Source organism: Magnetospirillum sulfuroxidans (assembly GCF_018224925.1).
Classification (GTDB): Bacteria; Pseudomonadota; Alphaproteobacteria; order Rhodospirillales; family Magnetospirillaceae; genus Magnetospirillum; species Magnetospirillum sulfuroxidans.
The window spans coordinates 117,271-132,379 of the sequence record NZ_JAGTUF010000002.1; the positions used below are offsets into that span (position 1 = coordinate 117,271).

General features: G+C 62.1%; 14 protein-coding genes. 6 read left to right on the plus strand and 8 right to left on the minus strand.

Annotated features, from left to right (window positions below; all coding sequences use genetic code 11):
- Positions 1 to 26: 26 nt before the first annotated feature.
- The 4 genes from KEC16_RS04515 to KEC16_RS04530 all read right to left on the minus strand — a co-directional run bounded on the left by KEC16_RS04515 (position 27) and on the right by KEC16_RS04530 (position 2,868).
- Positions 27 to 1,355 carry a sensor histidine kinase gene (locus KEC16_RS04515; protein ID WP_211546480.1) on the minus strand — a complete coding sequence of 443 codons (1,329 nt, stop codon included), beginning with the start codon at positions 1,353 to 1,355 and terminating at the stop codon, positions 27 to 29.
- On the minus strand, positions 1,352 to 2,020 hold the full coding sequence (locus KEC16_RS04520; RefSeq protein WP_211546481.1) for a response regulator transcription factor: 669 nt from the start codon (positions 2,018 to 2,020) through the stop codon (positions 1,352 to 1,354). The genes KEC16_RS04515 and KEC16_RS04520 overlap by 4 nt, the downstream gene beginning before the upstream one ends.
- Positions 2,017 to 2,286: a PepSY domain-containing protein gene (locus KEC16_RS04525; RefSeq protein WP_249208777.1), complete on the minus strand. Its 270-nt coding sequence runs from the start codon at positions 2,284 to 2,286 to the stop codon at positions 2,017 to 2,019. Before KEC16_RS04525 ends, KEC16_RS04520 begins: the two co-directional genes overlap by 4 nt.
- A gap of 117 nt (positions 2,287 to 2,403) precedes the next feature.
- Positions 2,404 to 2,868 carry a DUF192 domain-containing protein gene (locus tag KEC16_RS04530; protein ID WP_211546483.1) on the minus strand — a complete coding sequence of 155 codons (465 nt, stop codon included), beginning with the start codon at positions 2,866 to 2,868 and terminating at the stop codon, positions 2,404 to 2,406.
- A gap of 438 nt (positions 2,869 to 3,306) precedes the next feature.
- Between KEC16_RS04530 and KEC16_RS04535 the strand changes: the two genes are divergently transcribed.
- Together KEC16_RS04535 and KEC16_RS04540 are read left to right on the plus strand one after the other, a co-directional pair.
- Positions 3,307 to 5,205 (plus strand): sensor histidine kinase, encoded by a 1,899-nt coding sequence (locus KEC16_RS04535; RefSeq protein ID WP_211546484.1) that lies wholly within the window; start codon positions 3,307 to 3,309, stop codon positions 5,203 to 5,205.
- A gap of 77 nt (positions 5,206 to 5,282) precedes the next feature.
- Positions 5,283 to 6,986 (plus strand): methyl-accepting chemotaxis protein, encoded by a 1,704-nt coding sequence (locus tag KEC16_RS04540; RefSeq protein WP_211546485.1) that lies wholly within the window; start codon positions 5,283 to 5,285, stop codon positions 6,984 to 6,986.
- Here the strand turns inward: KEC16_RS04540 and KEC16_RS04545 are convergent.
- On the minus strand, positions 6,967 to 7,305 hold the full coding sequence (locus KEC16_RS04545; RefSeq protein WP_211546486.1) for a hypothetical protein: 339 nt from the start codon (positions 7,303 to 7,305) through the stop codon (positions 6,967 to 6,969). The genes KEC16_RS04540 and KEC16_RS04545 overlap by 20 nt on opposite strands.
- Before the next feature lie 209 nt (positions 7,306 to 7,514).
- On the opposite strand from KEC16_RS04545, the gene KEC16_RS04550 reads away from it, so the two are divergent.
- A complete protein-coding gene (locus KEC16_RS04550; RefSeq protein WP_211546487.1) occupies positions 7,515 to 8,939 on the plus strand; it encodes a sigma-54-dependent transcriptional regulator in 1,425 nt (474 codons plus the stop codon).
- A complete protein-coding gene (locus KEC16_RS04555) occupies positions 8,939 to 10,243 on the plus strand; it encodes a sensor histidine kinase (RefSeq protein ID WP_211546488.1) in 1,305 nt (434 codons plus the stop codon). Before KEC16_RS04550 ends, KEC16_RS04555 begins: the two co-directional genes overlap by 1 nt.
- Before the next feature lie 71 nt (positions 10,244 to 10,314).
- On the opposite strand, the gene KEC16_RS04560 is transcribed toward KEC16_RS04555, so the two are convergent.
- Both KEC16_RS04560 and KEC16_RS04565 read right to left on the minus strand, forming a co-directional pair.
- Positions 10,315 to 10,761 carry an RrF2 family transcriptional regulator gene (locus tag KEC16_RS04560; protein ID WP_211546489.1) on the minus strand — a complete coding sequence of 149 codons (447 nt, stop codon included), beginning with the start codon at positions 10,759 to 10,761 and terminating at the stop codon, positions 10,315 to 10,317.
- Between the two features lie 45 nt (positions 10,762 to 10,806).
- Positions 10,807 to 11,781 carry a glycosyltransferase family 2 protein gene (locus KEC16_RS04565; protein WP_211546490.1) on the minus strand — a complete coding sequence of 325 codons (975 nt, stop codon included), beginning with the start codon at positions 11,779 to 11,781 and terminating at the stop codon, positions 10,807 to 10,809.
- A 21-nt stretch (positions 11,782 to 11,802) separates the two neighbouring features.
- Here KEC16_RS04565 and KEC16_RS04570 point away from each other — a divergent pair, with 21 nt between their 5' ends.
- Positions 11,803 to 12,678 carry a ChbG/HpnK family deacetylase gene (locus KEC16_RS04570; protein WP_211546491.1) on the plus strand — a complete coding sequence of 292 codons (876 nt, stop codon included), beginning with the start codon at positions 11,803 to 11,805 and terminating at the stop codon, positions 12,676 to 12,678.
- The gene (locus KEC16_RS04575) at positions 12,675 to 13,832 is read left to right on the plus strand and encodes an MFS transporter (protein WP_211546492.1); all 1,158 of its coding nucleotides are present in this window, start codon (positions 12,675 to 12,677) and stop codon (positions 13,830 to 13,832) included. The genes KEC16_RS04570 and KEC16_RS04575 overlap by 4 nt, the downstream gene beginning before the upstream one ends.
- Here KEC16_RS04575 and chrA read toward each other — a convergent pair.
- Positions 13,829 to 15,094, minus strand: a complete 1,266-nt coding sequence (gene chrA, locus KEC16_RS04580) for a chromate efflux transporter (protein WP_211546493.1) — start codon at positions 15,092 to 15,094, stop codon at positions 13,829 to 13,831. The genes KEC16_RS04575 and chrA overlap by 4 nt on opposite strands.
- Positions 15,095 to 15,109: the final 15 nt, after the last annotated feature.

A 15,109-nucleotide genomic window follows, 5' to 3' on the forward strand; every position in this document is an offset into this window, starting at 1 on the left:
CAGGAATGCGAGGGAGCGAATACAGCTCAGGGTAAATGCAGCCGGACCTCAAGGCCGCCCAGGGTGGAGCGGCCAAAATCAAGGCTGCCGCCATTGACGGCGACCAGATCCGCCACGATGGACAGCCCCAATCCCCAGCCTTCGGTCATTTCGTCCAGGCGCTTTCCCCGTCGCGAAGCGGCTTCGGCCTGCTCTGGGGTCAAGCCGGGGCCGTCATCGGCGACGGTCACAGTAATCCCGTCCGCCCCTGCCACGGCCCCCACGCGCACGTGACCTCGCGCCCATTTACAGGCGTTTTCCATCAGATTCCCCAGCATCTCGGCCAAATCCTCGGCATGACCGTGGAAACGGACATCATCGGCCACCTCGACCACCAATTGCAGATTGCGGTCGGCAAAGACCTTGTTCAAGGCATGGGCGATATCGGCGGCAATGGGGGCCACGGCAACCCGTTCGCCCACCACCCGGCCGGTCCCAGCCACCGCCGAAGCCCGCCCCAAATGATGTTCGATCAACCGACGCATGGAATCCACCTGGGCCGTCACCACCCGGCGGTTGGGTTGCGCCGACATTTCCGCCTGGATCACCGCCAACGGGGTTTTCAGCCCATGAGCCAAATTGCCCACATGGGTGCGCGCCCGTTCGATCAATTCGGCATCCTTGTCGAGAACGCCATTCATCACCGCCGCCAGCGGCGCCACCTCTTGCGGATAGCGTCCCGACAAGCGGGCGCGCTCTCCTTGGCGCACCGCTTCCAGATCCGTCATCATGCCGCGCAACGGCCGCAAGCCAAACCGGACCTGAATAAGCACCGCGACCGCCATGCCCAGACCCAACAATCCCAAGGCCGTGCCCAGCAACAGGTGGAACCGGCGCACGCCGGCCGAAACCTCGGCCAGATCGGCGGCGATCAGCACATGGACGATGCCGCCGTCATCGGCCATGTGGATATCGCGCTCGGCCACCAAAAGATGTTCGTCCTTGGGGCCGACGGCATGGCGCAACGCGACGTCGTCAGCCCCGCCATTGGTGGTCGGCAACACCTGATCCCACAAGGAACGTGAGCGCAAGACGTGACCGTCGGGGGACGACACCTGCCAGTACCACCCCGAATAGATCTGGTCAAAGCGGGGATCGCCCAACGGCCGGTCAGCCACCGTTACGCCCTCGGCGGTGATATCGGTGGCGGCGATGGTCGCCCGCACCATGGCGTCAAGCCGCTGACCGAATTCCCGCTCGACGCTGTCGCGAAAAGCCCAGGCCAGAACCCAGCCCCCCACCAACAGCAGAACCAGCAGCCAGATCAGCGCCGCCGCCACCAGACGGCCGGACAGACTGGGGGCCGGCCGGGTCATGGCGGCGGCGGCTCTGACAGCAGATAGCCTTGACCGCGCACGGTCTGGATCATTTCGGCGCCAATTTTCTTGCGCACCCGGCCGATCAAGACTTCCAACACATTCGAATCATTGTCGAAATTACGGTCATAGACGTGTTCCATCAATTCCGTGCGGCTGACCACCTTGCCCGGATGATGCATCAGATAAGACAGAATGCGAAATTCCTGCGCGGTCAATTGCACCGGCATGCCGTCAACACTGACCCGGCCGCCATTGGTATCCAGCCGCACCGGCCCACAGGCCAGTTCCGGCTGAGCATGGCCGGAAGCGCGGCGAATCAGCGCCCGCAAGCGATAGACCACCTCGTCCATCTCGAACGGCTTGGTCACATAATCATCGGCGCCGGCATTGAAGCCTTGCATCTTTTCCGCCCAGCGGCCGCGTGCGGTCAAGATCAGCACCGGCATGCCCCTTCCGGCGTCCCGCCACCGCTGCAACACGCTGATGCCGTCCAGCTTGGGCAAACCAAGATCCAACACCACCGCGTCATAGGTTTCATTATCCCCCAGATACCAGCCTTCTTCGCCGTCATAGGCGGTATCGACGGCGAATCCCGCCGCCTCCAACACCTGTTGCAAACGAAAGGTCAGCGCCGGTTCGTCTTCGATAACCAAAATTCTCATGGCCGGTCCCGCTGTCGAACCTTAAGAACCTCGCCGCTGGCGGCGTCATAGATCAGCTTCATCAGCCGCCCATCCTTGGTCAACAATTTGATCTCATAGATCAGCTTGCCGTGGTCGTCTTCCAGTTCAGCCTCGATCAATTGACCGGGATAGGCGGTCTCGGCCCGCGTCAGGATTTCACGCAGTGGCAGGATGCGTCCATCCTCGACGGCGCGGCGAGCCCGGTCATGGTCAGATTCCCCCGCCCAAGCGGTCGGGCAAGCCATGAAAAGGGCGATTATCGGTATGGCTTTCCAGTTCATGACCAAAAGCCTATCCCCCTTTGCCTGAACCGAGGATGAACAAGACCGCGCCCGTTGCGTCAGCTCGCGGGCGCGCCGTGATCAGGGCAAGCCAAAGATCGGATGGACCACACGATCGCCCGCCTTCAGCTTCAACCGCGAGGCGGTGCCGCCATTGAGTTCCAGCACCGCCTTGATCGGACCGGGGGACGCGATCGTGGCGGTGGAATGCGGCACCGTCCGTTCGGCGATTCCGGCAATCACGCCATCGGCCGTAATGAAAACCATGTCCAACGGAATGAGCGTGTTCTTCATCCACATGGAGATGGCGCGCGGCGCGCCGAAATCAAACAGCATGCCGGCATCGGCGGCCATCTTGGTCCGATACATCAAGCCTTGGGCCAGTTGATCGGCCGATGTCGCCACTTCGACGGTAAAGCCGTGCCGAGCCCCGTCAACGCTGATCACCTGCAAGGGAGTTTGTGGAAATTGCGCCTGCGCCCATGCCCCATCCATAGGTAGAGCAAGGACCAGCAACAACATCAGGCGGAGGATTGTGCGTGCCATGGGAAGCCTTCTTGTGAACCGCACCAATGGTGCCGCCGAACAGGTGCGAAGGCTAGGGGTATTTAGGTAAAATTTTACCGGGTTTTACAGGTAAAACACGTAGACTTGTATGTAAGTACTCGTAATACCTATGTCCAGATATTTTTCTGTTTTCTTCTGTTCACAGAATTGCTACATTGTATTCGTCAAACGGGGGCGAGAACTCGGCTCCATATGGCGATTTGTCGGGGGGGGCCTTCCCGCCCATCCCCACCCCCCCCGCAGGGAAACGCCGCTCGCAAGAGCGGCGTTTCCTTTTGGCCATTGCCCATCGGCAAAAGTAGTTTTTTTGCCCCACCTCTTTACAATACCAAGGTATTATATTCTATACTCTCGGAGGCTATGGCCGTGACGCCATCGCCCCTATGCTGATCGGCGGGATAGGGAGAGGGTATAAACGTGCCGTTGATTCGCCTAAAGCACCGCATCGCTTTGGGGTTTGTGGTCCTGCAATTATTATTGGCGGGACTGGGAGCTTTAAGCGTCGTTTTCATCGACCGTGCCGCCCAAGGCACCGCTGAACTGCATCGTCACGCCTACACCACCAGTCACGCCCTGGGCGAGGTGCGCAACCGCATCTTTGAAATCAAAAGCGTTTTGACCCACAGCATTGCTTTTCCCGGCCAAGCCCATCGCAATGACTGGGTTGCCGAGATCAAGCGTCAGCAAGAGATCATCGCGCAAAATCTGGCCGTCGCCAGCGCCAACGATGACAGCTCCGCTGCGGATATCTTGGCGGTGCAAACGGCATGGCCACCTTTGCGCGCCTTTATCGATCAGAATATCGACGCCGTCACCAGCGGGATGATCGACACCCGTCTCCAGGCTTTTCACCGTGGCAGCTGGTTGTTCGATCACGTCGTTGAAACCATCGCCGACGCGATGATCGCCGCCAACGCCCAAGCCAGTGAGCGGGTCGGAATTTCGCAAGATCTACGCCACCGATTGCGTGAAACGGTGATCATCGTCATTGCCGTCGCCTTGCTTTTGGGGGGAATCGTTTCCACCGCCCTGACCTTGGCCATCACCAAGCCGTTGGCCCGGCTGCGCACCGCCATGCTTGATGTTAACGAAGGCAATCCCGACACCATCATCCCCGACACCGATCGGAGCGACGAGATCGGCGATATCGCCCGCACCTTGGAACATCTGAAGCAGGAGGCCTGGGAAAAACGCCGAACCCAACTGAAATTCGCCACCATCTTCGAAGCCAGCCCCGATATCGTCACCATCAGCGAACGCGATACCGGCCGCTTTATCGATGTCAACGGCGGCTTTGAAAGCTATCTTGGCCACAAGCGCGAGGATGTCATCGGCCGCTCCTCTTTCAGCGTCGGCATCTGGGCCAGCCCCGATGACCGTGCCGCCCTGGTCCTGGCGCTGATGCAGCAAGGGCGGTTGACCAATTTCCACAGCCGGGCCAAACGCAAGAACGGCGAAATCTTCGACGCCCTGGTTTCGGCCGAACAATTCCGCCTTGATGACAAGGATTGCATGATCTTCGTCGCCCGCGACATCACCGTATTCAAACAACAAGAAGAATTGCTGCGTCGTTCACTGGCCGAGTTAGAGCGTTCCAACCGCGAGCTTGAACGTTTTGCCCATGTCGCCGCCCACGACTTGCAGGAACCTTGCCGCACCATTTGCAGTTTCTCGCAATTGCTGGCACGCAGCGACGGCGACGCCTTGTCGTCGGAAGGGCGCGAATACCTGGCCTTCCTTAGCCAGGGCGCCATTCGCATGCGCGAACAAATCCAGGGATTGCTGGACTATTCCAGCATTGCCACCACCCCCGCCCCATTTCAATCCATCGACCTTAATCACCTGCTTGATTGGGTTTTGGACGAATTGCGCGCCAGTCTGGCCCAACACAATGCCTCGATTCACCGCGCCCCCTTGCCGGTGGTTCGCGGTGATCCGGTCCAATTACGGCAATTGTTCAGCAACCTGATCAGCAATGGGCTGAAATTCCAGCCGCGCGGCAACCGGGCCGAACTATCCATCGCGGCAACCGCCGCCGAGAATTTCTGGAAAATCACCATCGCCGATAACGGCATCGGCATCGATGTCCCGTTTCAGGATGGCGTCTTCGACCTGTTCCGCCGTCTGCATGGCCCCGAGCAATATCCCGGCAGCGGCTTGGGCCTGACCATCGCCAAGCGCATCGTCGAACGCCACGGCGGCACCATCGGGCTGGAATCCCGATTGGGCCACGGCACCACCGTCAGCTTCACCTTGCCGGCCTGCCCCGACATCCCCGATCACAATGCCCATTGCGACAATAAGGTTGCACATTAATGATCTTATGATTATGCACAATTGCTGAGCACCTTCTTTTGTATGCTCACGTTTCAGTCATAAGTCGGAGATCGCCGATGCCCCGCCTGCGCATAGCCGTCCTGATGCATATCTTTGCCATCGTCACCGTGGCGGGCATCATTGCCGTCGCCGCCACCGGCATGCGCGCCATCAGCGAGCTAAAGGTGGGCGGACCGCTGTACGAGCGGATCGTCCTGGGAAAGGATCTGGTCGCCGACATCCTGCCGCCACCGGAATACATCATCGAATCCTATCTTGAAGCGACACTGGCGCTGAACGAGCCGGCCAGCGCCGCCGCCCGGGCCGAGCGGCTGCGGCAATTGCGCCAAGATTACGACCTGCGTCATGATTTCTGGGTTCAATCCAGCTTGGACCATGCCATCGCCGACAAGCTGACCATACGCTCGCACGGCTTCGCCCTTGCCTTCTTCACCGAGGCAGGCACGGTGTTCTTGCCGGCGCTACAAGCCGGCGAGATGGATGTGGCGCGGCAATCCTATGCCCGTCTGGCCCAGGCCTACACCGATCACCGCGCCGTCATCGACATCATCGTCAAGGAAGCCGAGGCCATGAATGCCGCCACCGAACACGAGGCGGCGGAACGCGAAGCCTGGCTGATGGCCTTGGCCTGGGGGGTCGCTGTCCTGGCCTTAGCGTTGATCGTTGCCGGCGTCGCCGCCATGTCCGTGGGGGTCATCCGCCCGATGACGGCGATGACCGCAACCATGCGCCACTTGGCCGTGGGCGACATGACCGTCGCCATCCCTTATACCGAACGTGCCGACGAAGTGGGCGAAATGGCCCAAGCGGTGGCGATTTTCAAGAACAACGCCATCGAGGCGGATTGCCTGCGCGACCGCCAGCGGCAAATGGAAGCCAAGGCTGAACAGGAAAAGCACCAATCCCTGGCCCAAATGGCCGACACGATCGAGGCCCAGGCCGACCAAGCGGTGACGACGGTATCGCAATATACCCAGCGCCTGACCGACAATGCCGTGCGCATGACCAACTTGGCCACCAGCGTCCATACCGATGCCCAAGGGGTTGCCGCCGCCGCCGCCCAGGCCTTGGCCAACGCTCAAACGGTCGCGGCGGCGTCCGAACAATTAAGTGCTTCCATCAGCGAAATCCGCCATTCCATCCACAACGCCCATGATGCGGCCATCGACGCCAGCGACACCGCCAATCGGGCGCAATCCACAATCGGCCGGCTGGCGGAAACCGTTGACAAGATTACCGAAGTGACCCAATTGATCAATGAAATCGCCAGCCAAACCAATCTGTTGGCGCTGAACGCCACCATCGAGGCCGCGCGCGCGGGCGATGCCGGCAAGGGCTTTGCCGTGGTCGCCGGCGAGGTCAAATCGCTGGCCAACCAAACCACCCGGGCCACCGACGAAATCGGCGCCCAGATCGGCCATATCCTGTCCATCACCCGCGAGGCGGTCGCCGCCGCTCAGGCCATCGTCGGCAGCATCGCCACGGTACAAGAGCTTTCCACCGCCGTGGCCTCCGCCGTTGACCAGCAAGGCGCGGCCACCGCCGAAATTGCCCGTAACGTGGCGCAAACATCGGATGCGGCGCAGGAAGTGGCCGAACGCATCGCCCAGGTTTCCGGCGAGGCATCAAATACCGGCGTTTTGGCCGGGGAAGTCAGCGATGTTTCAAGTCTGGTCGCCGACGGGGTGGCGCGGTTGCGCGAAGTTCTGCTTCATTCGGTCCGCACGTCCCTGGCCGAGGTCAGCGGCCGCTCGGCATGAACAATCCATCCAGGGACTGGCGTCGGGCATGGCGCACCACCAGCTTGGCCAGGGAATAACCAGTTCGAAGAAAAGCCAGGCGCAAGCCGGCCGGACCTGTCGCCAGCACCCGGCCTTCCACCTCGACCGCTTGCCCCAGCAACACCACTTCGCCCTGATGCGGGATGACCCGCACCCTGATCACGGCACCGCGTTCAACCGTGCCGGGATCGGTCAGCCGCACCCCTCCCAAAGACACGTCGGCGGCCGGCAACAGCTTACCGCCCAGCATCACCATCAGCCCATCACCGGCATAGCGGGTGAAACGGCGGCGTTCCATCGTCACCTCGTCCGCTTTAATTTTCCGCCACGATGCCATCACACCCTCACGTCATGCGTCAGGAGCATAATGACAAAGGTATGTGATAATCATTCGCGCCTTGCTTGAACGGGATATGAACACCTTGCCGCCAACAGCCAACGCCCCCTTGATTCGGGCGGCTTTTCCCACCCACAATACAAAACCACCCCGGACCCCAAGGCGCCCCCGTGACGAAACTGCCGATCATCTTGGTTATCGACGACGAGCGGCAGTCGCAAGAGGCGTTGCGCCGCGTCCTCGCCGATGAATTCCAGGTTCTGACCGCCTCCAATGCCGAAGAGGCCGCGGGGCTGTTGGATCAGGAACTGGTGCACGCCATCTTGTGCGACCAGCGCATGCCGGGAATGCAGGGCGTCGATTTTCTCAAGCAGGTGCGCGAGCGCTGGCCCGATCCGGTGCGCATGATCATTTCCGGCTATACCGCGTCAGAAGACATCATCGCCGGCATCAACGAAGCCGGCATCTATCGCTACATCACCAAGCCGTGGGAACCGGACGAACTGATCCGCACCATCCGCGAAGGGTTGCATCTGTGGCAATTGCAAACCGCTTCGGCCCAGGCCTCCTTGGACCTCAAGGTGGCGCCGGCCATGCTGGAAAGCCAGGTGGCGAAAAAGACCGGCCAGCTGAAGCGCGCCCACCACTTCGACCGCATCACCCATGCCCCCCATTCGCCGCTGACCGAGGCTATCGGCATGGCCAGCCGCGTCGCCGCCTTCGACATCTCGGTCTTGATCACCGGCGAATCGGGCACCGGCAAGGAATTGCTGGCCCGCGCCATCCATTACAATTCGCCCCGCGGAAGCAAGCCCTTCGTCGTCGAGAATTGCGGCGCCCTGCCCGACCAATTGCTGGAATCGGAATTGTTCGGCTGCAAGAAAGGCGCTTTCACCGGCGCCTATGAAGACCGCATCGGCCTGTTTGAGCAGGCCGATGGCGGCACCATCTTTCTGGACGAAATCGGCGAAACCTCGCCCGCCTTTCAGGTCAAGCTGCTGCGCGTATTGCAGGAAGGCGAAATCCGCCCGCTCGGCGCCCGGCTGACCCGCAAGGTTGACGTGCGCGTCATCGCCGCCACCAACCGCAACCTGGAACAAGAAGTCCACGACAAGCATTTCCGTCGCGACCTTTATTACCGTCTGGCCGCCTTCCCCATCCACATCCCGCCCTTGCGCGAACGCCCCGAAGACATCGCCGTGCTGACCACCCGATTGCTGGCCGATACCGCCCGCAATTTCGGCAAAAGCGTCACCCATCTGTCGCCGCCGGCCATGGCCCTGCTGTCGGCCTATGACTGGCCCGGCAATGTGCGGGAATTGATGAATGAGATGCAGCGCATGGTCGCCCTGGCCGAAAGCCCGGTGATCGGCCCCGAACTGGTCAGCCCCCGCATTCGCGGTCAGGGCCGCCAAAGCATCCCGGCCGGCGGCCGCGGCCTGCGCGAACAAATCGACGTCGTCGAGGCGCGCATCCTGGGCGAATCGCTGCAACGCCACCAATGGAACATCAGCCGGGTGGCGGAGGAATTGGGCCTGAGCCGCGTCGGCTTACGGGCCAAGCTCAACCGTCACGGCCTCGAGCGCCCGGATTGATGGGCAAGCCCCCCGCCATGGCCCCGGAACTTGCCAACAGCGAAATCGCCCAGGCCCAAGAGGCGGCGTGGATCGAAGTCATCCGCAAGATGGAGGAGGTCTATTCCGACCTGATCCAGTACGAGATTGAACTCGAGGAAAAAAACACCGCGCTCGAGGAAGCCCAGCGCTTCATCACCTCGGTGCTGTCATCGGTATCCGATATCTTGGTCGTTTGCGATTCCAAAGGTCGTATCCAGCAAGTCAATCTGGCGTTCCTGCGCCTGACCGACATCGCCGAAATCGATCTGGTCGGCCACCCCTTGGGCGATTTCCTGGCCGAGGATGTCGGGTCCTTGAACCATTGGCTGGAAGCCGGCCACGGCGGCGACCGCGAAGTGCGTTTCGTCCATCGCGGTCAGGGCGTCACCGACCCGGTCGCCTTGACCTGCGCCACACTTTTGGATCATCGCGGCCTGCCCGCCGGCACCGTGCTGACCGGCCGCCCGGTGGGCGAGCTTCGCCGGGCTTATGAAGCCCTCAAGCAGGCTCAGGCGCAATTGGTGCAGCAAGAAAAGATGGCCTCGCTCGGGCGGCTGATCGCTGGCGTCGCCCACGAACTGAACAACCCCATCAGCTTCATCGTCGGCAATGTCCATGTGCTGACCAAATACCGCGAACGTCTCGAGGCCTATCTGGGCACCATCCACCAGGGCATCGATGAAACCGAGCGCGAGGCGCTGCGCAAAAGCCTGCGCATCGACACCCTGATGACCGACCTGCCGGCCTTGATCGCCGGAACCCAGGAAGGGGCGCAACGGGTGGCCGATATCGTCAAGTCGCTCAAACGTCTGTCGTTCAGCCAATCAGGCGGCGCCGAGGCGGTCAATCTGGCCGAAATCGCCGAAAACGCCGTTCATTGGGCAATCAAGGGCCGCAGCACCCTGCCCGATCCGGTCATCTCGTTGCCGCCGGTCCTGCTGACGCCCGGCCATGCCGGCCAATTGCATCAGGTCATGGTCAATCTGATGGAAAATGCCCTTGATGCGGTCAATGATCAGGGCAACAAGGCCGTCATCACCGTCAGCGGCCACCGCCAAGACGCACAGGTGGCGGTGGAAATCACCGATTCCGGCCCCGGCATCCCGCCCGAAAATCTCGACAAGGTGTTCGATCCCTTCTTCACCACCAAGCCGGTGGGCCAAGGCACCGGATTGGGATTGTGGATCAGCTATGGCATCGTCCGCGACCATGGCGGCGCATTGGTGGCGGAAAATGCCCCCGGCGGCGGCGCAAGGTTCCGACTGACTTTGCCCGCGATCTGAACGCCGTGTTCAGAACCGATCCAGCGCAATCCCGGTGAGTTCCGAGCACCGGGATATGGGGGCATCACGGTCTAGATATCGTACATCAGCACCGGTTCGGGCTTTTTCAAAAACGCCATATCGGCCAAAGAGGTGTTGTCCAAGATGGCGGCAATGGCGTCGCGAACCTCGCCCATCACCGCCCGCACGGCACAGCCGGATTCGTCGCGGCAATCGTCGCACCGACGATAGGCCGTGCGCGACACGCATTGCACCGGAGCCAACGGCCCGTCAAGCACGCGGACAATGTCACCGACGGTAATGCGTTCAACCGGCCGGGCCAGGGAATAGCCGCCGCCCTTGCCCTTTTTCGAGGACAAGAACCCGCGATTTTTCAGTTCCAGCAAAATGGCGTCAAGGAACTTCTTGGGGATGGATTCAGCTTCGGCGATATCGGCGATCAGCACCGCGCCGTCCTGGCCATTGCGTGCCAGATAGACCATGGCCTTCAAGCCATATTTGGCTTTGCTCGACAGCATTTCCCCACCTTTTCCATCTGCTTTAGGGGGATATGGGCTTTCGGCTTAGCCTTTGTCAACCTCGCGGCGGCAGCCATGAGCGCTGCGCACCACATAAAGCGGCCGATTCTTCACTTCCGAGAACACTCGGCCAAGATATTCGCCAATCACGCCCAGACTGATCAACTGCACACCGGAGAAAAAGGTGATGGCGACGATCAACGACGGATAGCCGGGAACGTCGATGCCCAGGATCAGCGTCTTGACGATGAACAGCAAGCCGTACAGCAAGGCGAAACTGGCCACCAAGCTGCCAATGAAGGTCCACACCTTGAGCGGCACCGAGGTGAACGAGGTGATGCCGTCGATGGCCAGCCGCCACAGCCGGAACAGATTGAACTTGGTTTCGCCATGGGCGCGGTCGGCGACGTCAAAGGGAATGATGGTCTGCTTAAAACCGACCCAGGCATACAATCCCTTCATGAAGCGCGCATGTTCGGGCATGGCGTTCAAGACATCGACCACCTTGCGGTCCAGCAGGCGGAAATCACCGGCGCCGGGCGGCAATTGCACTTCCGACACCCGGCCGAACATCTCGTAGAACGCCTTGGACGCCAAACGCTTGAAGGCGGTTTCCTGCTCTCGGTCGCGGCGGACGGCGATAACCATCTCGTAGCCGTCACGCCATTTCGCCATCATCTCCTTGATGGTTTCCGGCGGATGCTGCAAATCGGCGTCGATCATCACCACCGCTTGCCCGCTGGTGTGATGCAAGCCGGCGGTTAACGCCAGTTCCTTGCCGAAGTTGCGCGACAGCTCGACCACCTTTATCCTGGGGTCCCGTTGGCGATGTTCCAGCACGCGGGCGACGGTGTCGTCCTTGCTGCCGTCGTCGATACAGACGATTTCGTAACTTTCGCCCAGATCGGCCATCACCTGGGTCAGTCGGGCGAACAAGGTGTCCAGATTGCCCGCCTCGTTGAACATGGGCACCACCAGGGACAGAACCGGCGGGGCGGAAATGTCAGTCTTCTCGATCATGGCACACCATAGGAATCAGTTATGGGCGGCAGTGTGGACAAAAGCGGACAGGCGGTCAATCTCCGCCCCAAGATCACTCTGTGCGCCGATGATTACGGGCTGGCCCCCGGCGTCAGCGCCGCCATCCGCCACCTGATCGTCCTTGGCCGTTTGCAGGCCACCGGCTGCATGACCGGCAGCCCATACTGGCCCGAAGCCGCCGCCGCGCTCAAGCCCTTGGATGGCATGGCCGAGATCGGCCTGCATATCACCCTGACCGACCAGACCCCGCTGGGCGCCATGCCCGATCTGGCGGCGGGCGGCACCCTGCCTGGGTTGGGCACGCTGTTGAAGCGCGCCTTGACCGGCCGGTTGGACGCGGACGAAATCGCCGCCGAAATCGACCGCCAGCTCGACGCCTTCGAAACCGCCTTTGGCCGCCCGCCCGATTTTCTTGACGGCCATCATCATGTCCATCAATTGCCGATCGTCGGCGACGCGGTCATCAAGGCGTGGCAACGGCGTTTGGCCGGCCGGGCCTGGATTCGCTCGTGCGTTGAACCGTCGCTGTCCATCATGGCTCGCCGCATCTCACCGCTGCGGGCCTTGGTGATTTCGCATTTGGGCCAAAGCTTCCGCCGTCGTCTCGATCAGGCCGGCATCCGCCATAATTGTTCGTTTCGCGGTGTCTACGACTTCTCCGGCAAGATCGCCTTTGACCAGTTGTTCCGCCGCTTCACCAGCAATCCTGGCCCCGACTGCCTGATGATGGTCCATCCCGGCATGGTCGATGACGCCCTCCGCGCCGCCGACAGCCTGACCGACCAGCGCGCGGTGGAGTACCGTTTCCTCGCCTCGGATCAATGCGTCTTGGATTTGGCCGAACGCGGCATCGCCCTGACCCGTCTGTTTGCATGAGCCGCCACGGCACCGCCGCCCGTTTGTCGTTCTACTACGCCGCCCTGTTCACCGCAGTCGGCGCCCATATGCCGTTCTGGCCGCTATGGCTGAAGGACAAGGGCTTGGGCGCCACCGATATCGGCCTGATCATGGCCGCCACCTATCTGACCAAGATCATGGTCGGCCCGGCTGCCGGTCATCTGGTCGACCGCCATGGCGACCGCCGCCACCCCATGTCCCTGCTGGCCGCCGGCGCCACCTTGGTCTGGCTTTTGTTCTCGCTGGTTGACGGCTTCGGTCCGATCCTGGCGGTCACCGTGCTGGCGGTAGGGCTGTGGAGCGGGATCTTTCCGCTGGGGGAAAGCCTGGCGATGATGGAAACCCAACGCCACCGCCTGGATTATGGCCGGGTGCGATTGTGGGGATCGCTGACCTTCATCGCCAGCGCCATCGCCACCGGCAGCCTGCTGACACGCCAGCCAAGCGCCGTGATGGTTTGGGTGGTCGCCGCCGCCCTGGGCCTGACCGCCCTGGCGTGCTGGTGCCTGCCCACCTCGGTCGCCGCCGGCCGCGGCAAGGCCCCGGCCACACCGTTATGGCCCTTGCTGAAGCATCCGGTCTTTCTCGCCTTCCTGGCCACCACCAGCGTGGGCACCGCCTCGCACACCGTCTATTACGCTTTTGCCACCATCCATTGGCAGGCGGCGGGCATCGACGGCGACACCATCGGCCTGTTATGGGCCGAAGGCGTCATCGCCGAGGTGGTGCTGTTCGCCTTTTCCGGTTGGGTGGTCGGCAAGCTGGGGCCGGGGCGGCTGTTGATCATCGCCACCTGCGCCGGCATGGTCCGCTGGCTGGGGCTGGGAATGTTCACCGCCATCCCGGCATTGGCGGCGTTCCAGCTGTTGCACGCGGCGACCTTTGGCTGCGCCCATCTCGGCGCCATGCATTTCATCGCCCGCGCCGTGCCCCCCACCTTGTCGGCACGGGCACAAGGCATGCTGTCGGCGGTGGCCATGGGGGCCGCACCGGGACTGATGAGCCCCCTGGCCGGCCGATTGTACGAATCCCTGGGCAGCAGCGCCTTTTTCGTCATGACCGGATTATCGCTGGTCGGCGCCGGACTGGCCCTGTTCCTGGCCCGGCGCTGGGATGGCGGCACGATCGTTTAGGCCCAGCCCAACTGCCGCGCCCCGGCCCCCACGGCGGCGCAGACGGTCAGCACCGGCACCATGCCCCACTTGAAGCGCAAGATGGCGATCATCGCCGCCACCGCCAACACCAAGGATAAGGGCTGCACCGTTCGCCACATCGGCCAAAAACCGTCGAAGCGGGAAAAAGCCACATGCAAGGCGAACCACAGGGCCAGATTGAAGATGACGCCGACCACGGCGGCGGTGATGGCGGCCAATGCCGACGACAAAGCGGCATGACCGCGCAACCGCTCCACATGGGGGGCGCCGGCAAAAATCCACAGAAAACTGGGAACGAAGGTAACCCAGACCGTCAGGCTGGCCCCCAGCACGCCGCCCAGCCACGGATTGAAATCGCCGGGCTGACGATACCCGGCCAGAAAGCCGACGAATTGATTGACCAGCACCAGCGGCCCAGGGGTGGTTTCCGCCAACCCCAACCCGTCCAGCATTTCACCGGCACTCAACCAGCCATGGCTTTCCACCGCCTGCTGCGCCACATAGGACAGCGCCGCATAGGCCCCGCCAAAGGTCACCACCGCCAATTTGGCGAAGAACAGGCCAATGACGGCGAAGGCGCCGTGGCCATGAATCCAGGCCAATCCCACCGGAGCCAGCCACAGCGCCAGCCACAGCGACACCGTGCCCATTGTCCCCATCGCGCCCATTGTCCCCGTCGTAACCTTGGCTGGCGCGCCACGTGCCACAATGCCGTCACGACCACGCCACCAGCCGGCCAGACCGGCGGCCAGCACGATCAGCGGAAACGGCAAACCGACGGCGAAGATGGCCACGAACGACGCCAGCGCCAAGCCTCGGGCCCACATGTCCTTTAACGCCCGCGCGCCGATGCGCAGGCCCGCCTGCACCACCACCGCCAGCACCGCCGGTTTCAGCCCCAAAAACAGGCCCTGGACGAAATCCACATGGGTAAAGCCGGCATACAGCGCCGCCAGCCCCAGCATGACGACAAAGCCCGGCAACACGAACAACAGCCCGGCCACCAACCCGCCCTTGACCCCGTGCAGCAGCCAGCCGGCATAAGTGACCAATTGTTGGGCTTCCGGTCCCGGCAGCAGCATGCAGAAATTGAGCGCATGCAGAAAACGCGGTTCATCCAGCCAGCGTTTTTCGTCCACCAGAATGCGATGCATGGTGGCGATCTGGCCGGCGGGACCGCCGAAAGACAGCAGGCCGATGCGCAGGAAGGCGCGCACGGTTTCGGGAAAATCAGGACGCATGTCGGCACCGTGACA

What these genes read in the sequence shown, in the direction of transcription:
- KEC16_RS04515 (WP_211546480.1), bottom strand. Translation starts at nt 1,355, where the DNA reads ATGACCCGGCCGGCCCCCAGTCTGTCCGGCCGTCTGGTGGCGGCGGCG.
- KEC16_RS04520 (WP_211546481.1), bottom strand. Translation starts at nt 2,020, where the DNA reads ATGAGAATTTTGGTTATCGAAGACGAACCGGCGCTGACCTTTCGTTTG.
- KEC16_RS04525 (WP_249208777.1), bottom strand. Translation starts at nt 2,286, where the DNA reads ATGGCTTGCCCGACCGCTTGGGCGGGGGAATCTGACCATGACCGGGCT.
- KEC16_RS04530 (WP_211546483.1), bottom strand. Translation starts at nt 2,868, where the DNA reads ATGGCACGCACAATCCTCCGCCTGATGTTGTTGCTGGTCCTTGCTCTA.
- KEC16_RS04540 (WP_211546485.1), top strand. Translation starts at nt 5,283, where the DNA reads ATGCCCCGCCTGCGCATAGCCGTCCTGATGCATATCTTTGCCATCGTC.
- KEC16_RS04545 (WP_211546486.1), bottom strand. Translation starts at nt 7,305, where the DNA reads ATGGAACGCCGCCGTTTCACCCGCTATGCCGGTGATGGGCTGATGGTG.
- KEC16_RS04555 (WP_211546488.1), top strand. Translation starts at nt 8,939, where the DNA reads ATGGGCAAGCCCCCCGCCATGGCCCCGGAACTTGCCAACAGCGAAATC.
- KEC16_RS04560 (WP_211546489.1), bottom strand. Translation starts at nt 10,761, where the DNA reads ATGCTGTCGAGCAAAGCCAAATATGGCTTGAAGGCCATGGTCTATCTG.
- KEC16_RS04565 (WP_211546490.1), bottom strand. Translation starts at nt 11,781, where the DNA reads ATGATCGAGAAGACTGACATTTCCGCCCCGCCGGTTCTGTCCCTGGTG.
- KEC16_RS04570 (WP_211546491.1), top strand. Translation starts at nt 11,803, where the DNA reads ATGGGCGGCAGTGTGGACAAAAGCGGACAGGCGGTCAATCTCCGCCCC.
- KEC16_RS04575 (WP_211546492.1), top strand. Translation starts at nt 12,675, where the DNA reads ATGAGCCGCCACGGCACCGCCGCCCGTTTGTCGTTCTACTACGCCGCC.
- chrA (WP_211546493.1), bottom strand. Translation starts at nt 15,094, where the DNA reads ATGCGTCCTGATTTTCCCGAAACCGTGCGCGCCTTCCTGCGCATCGGC.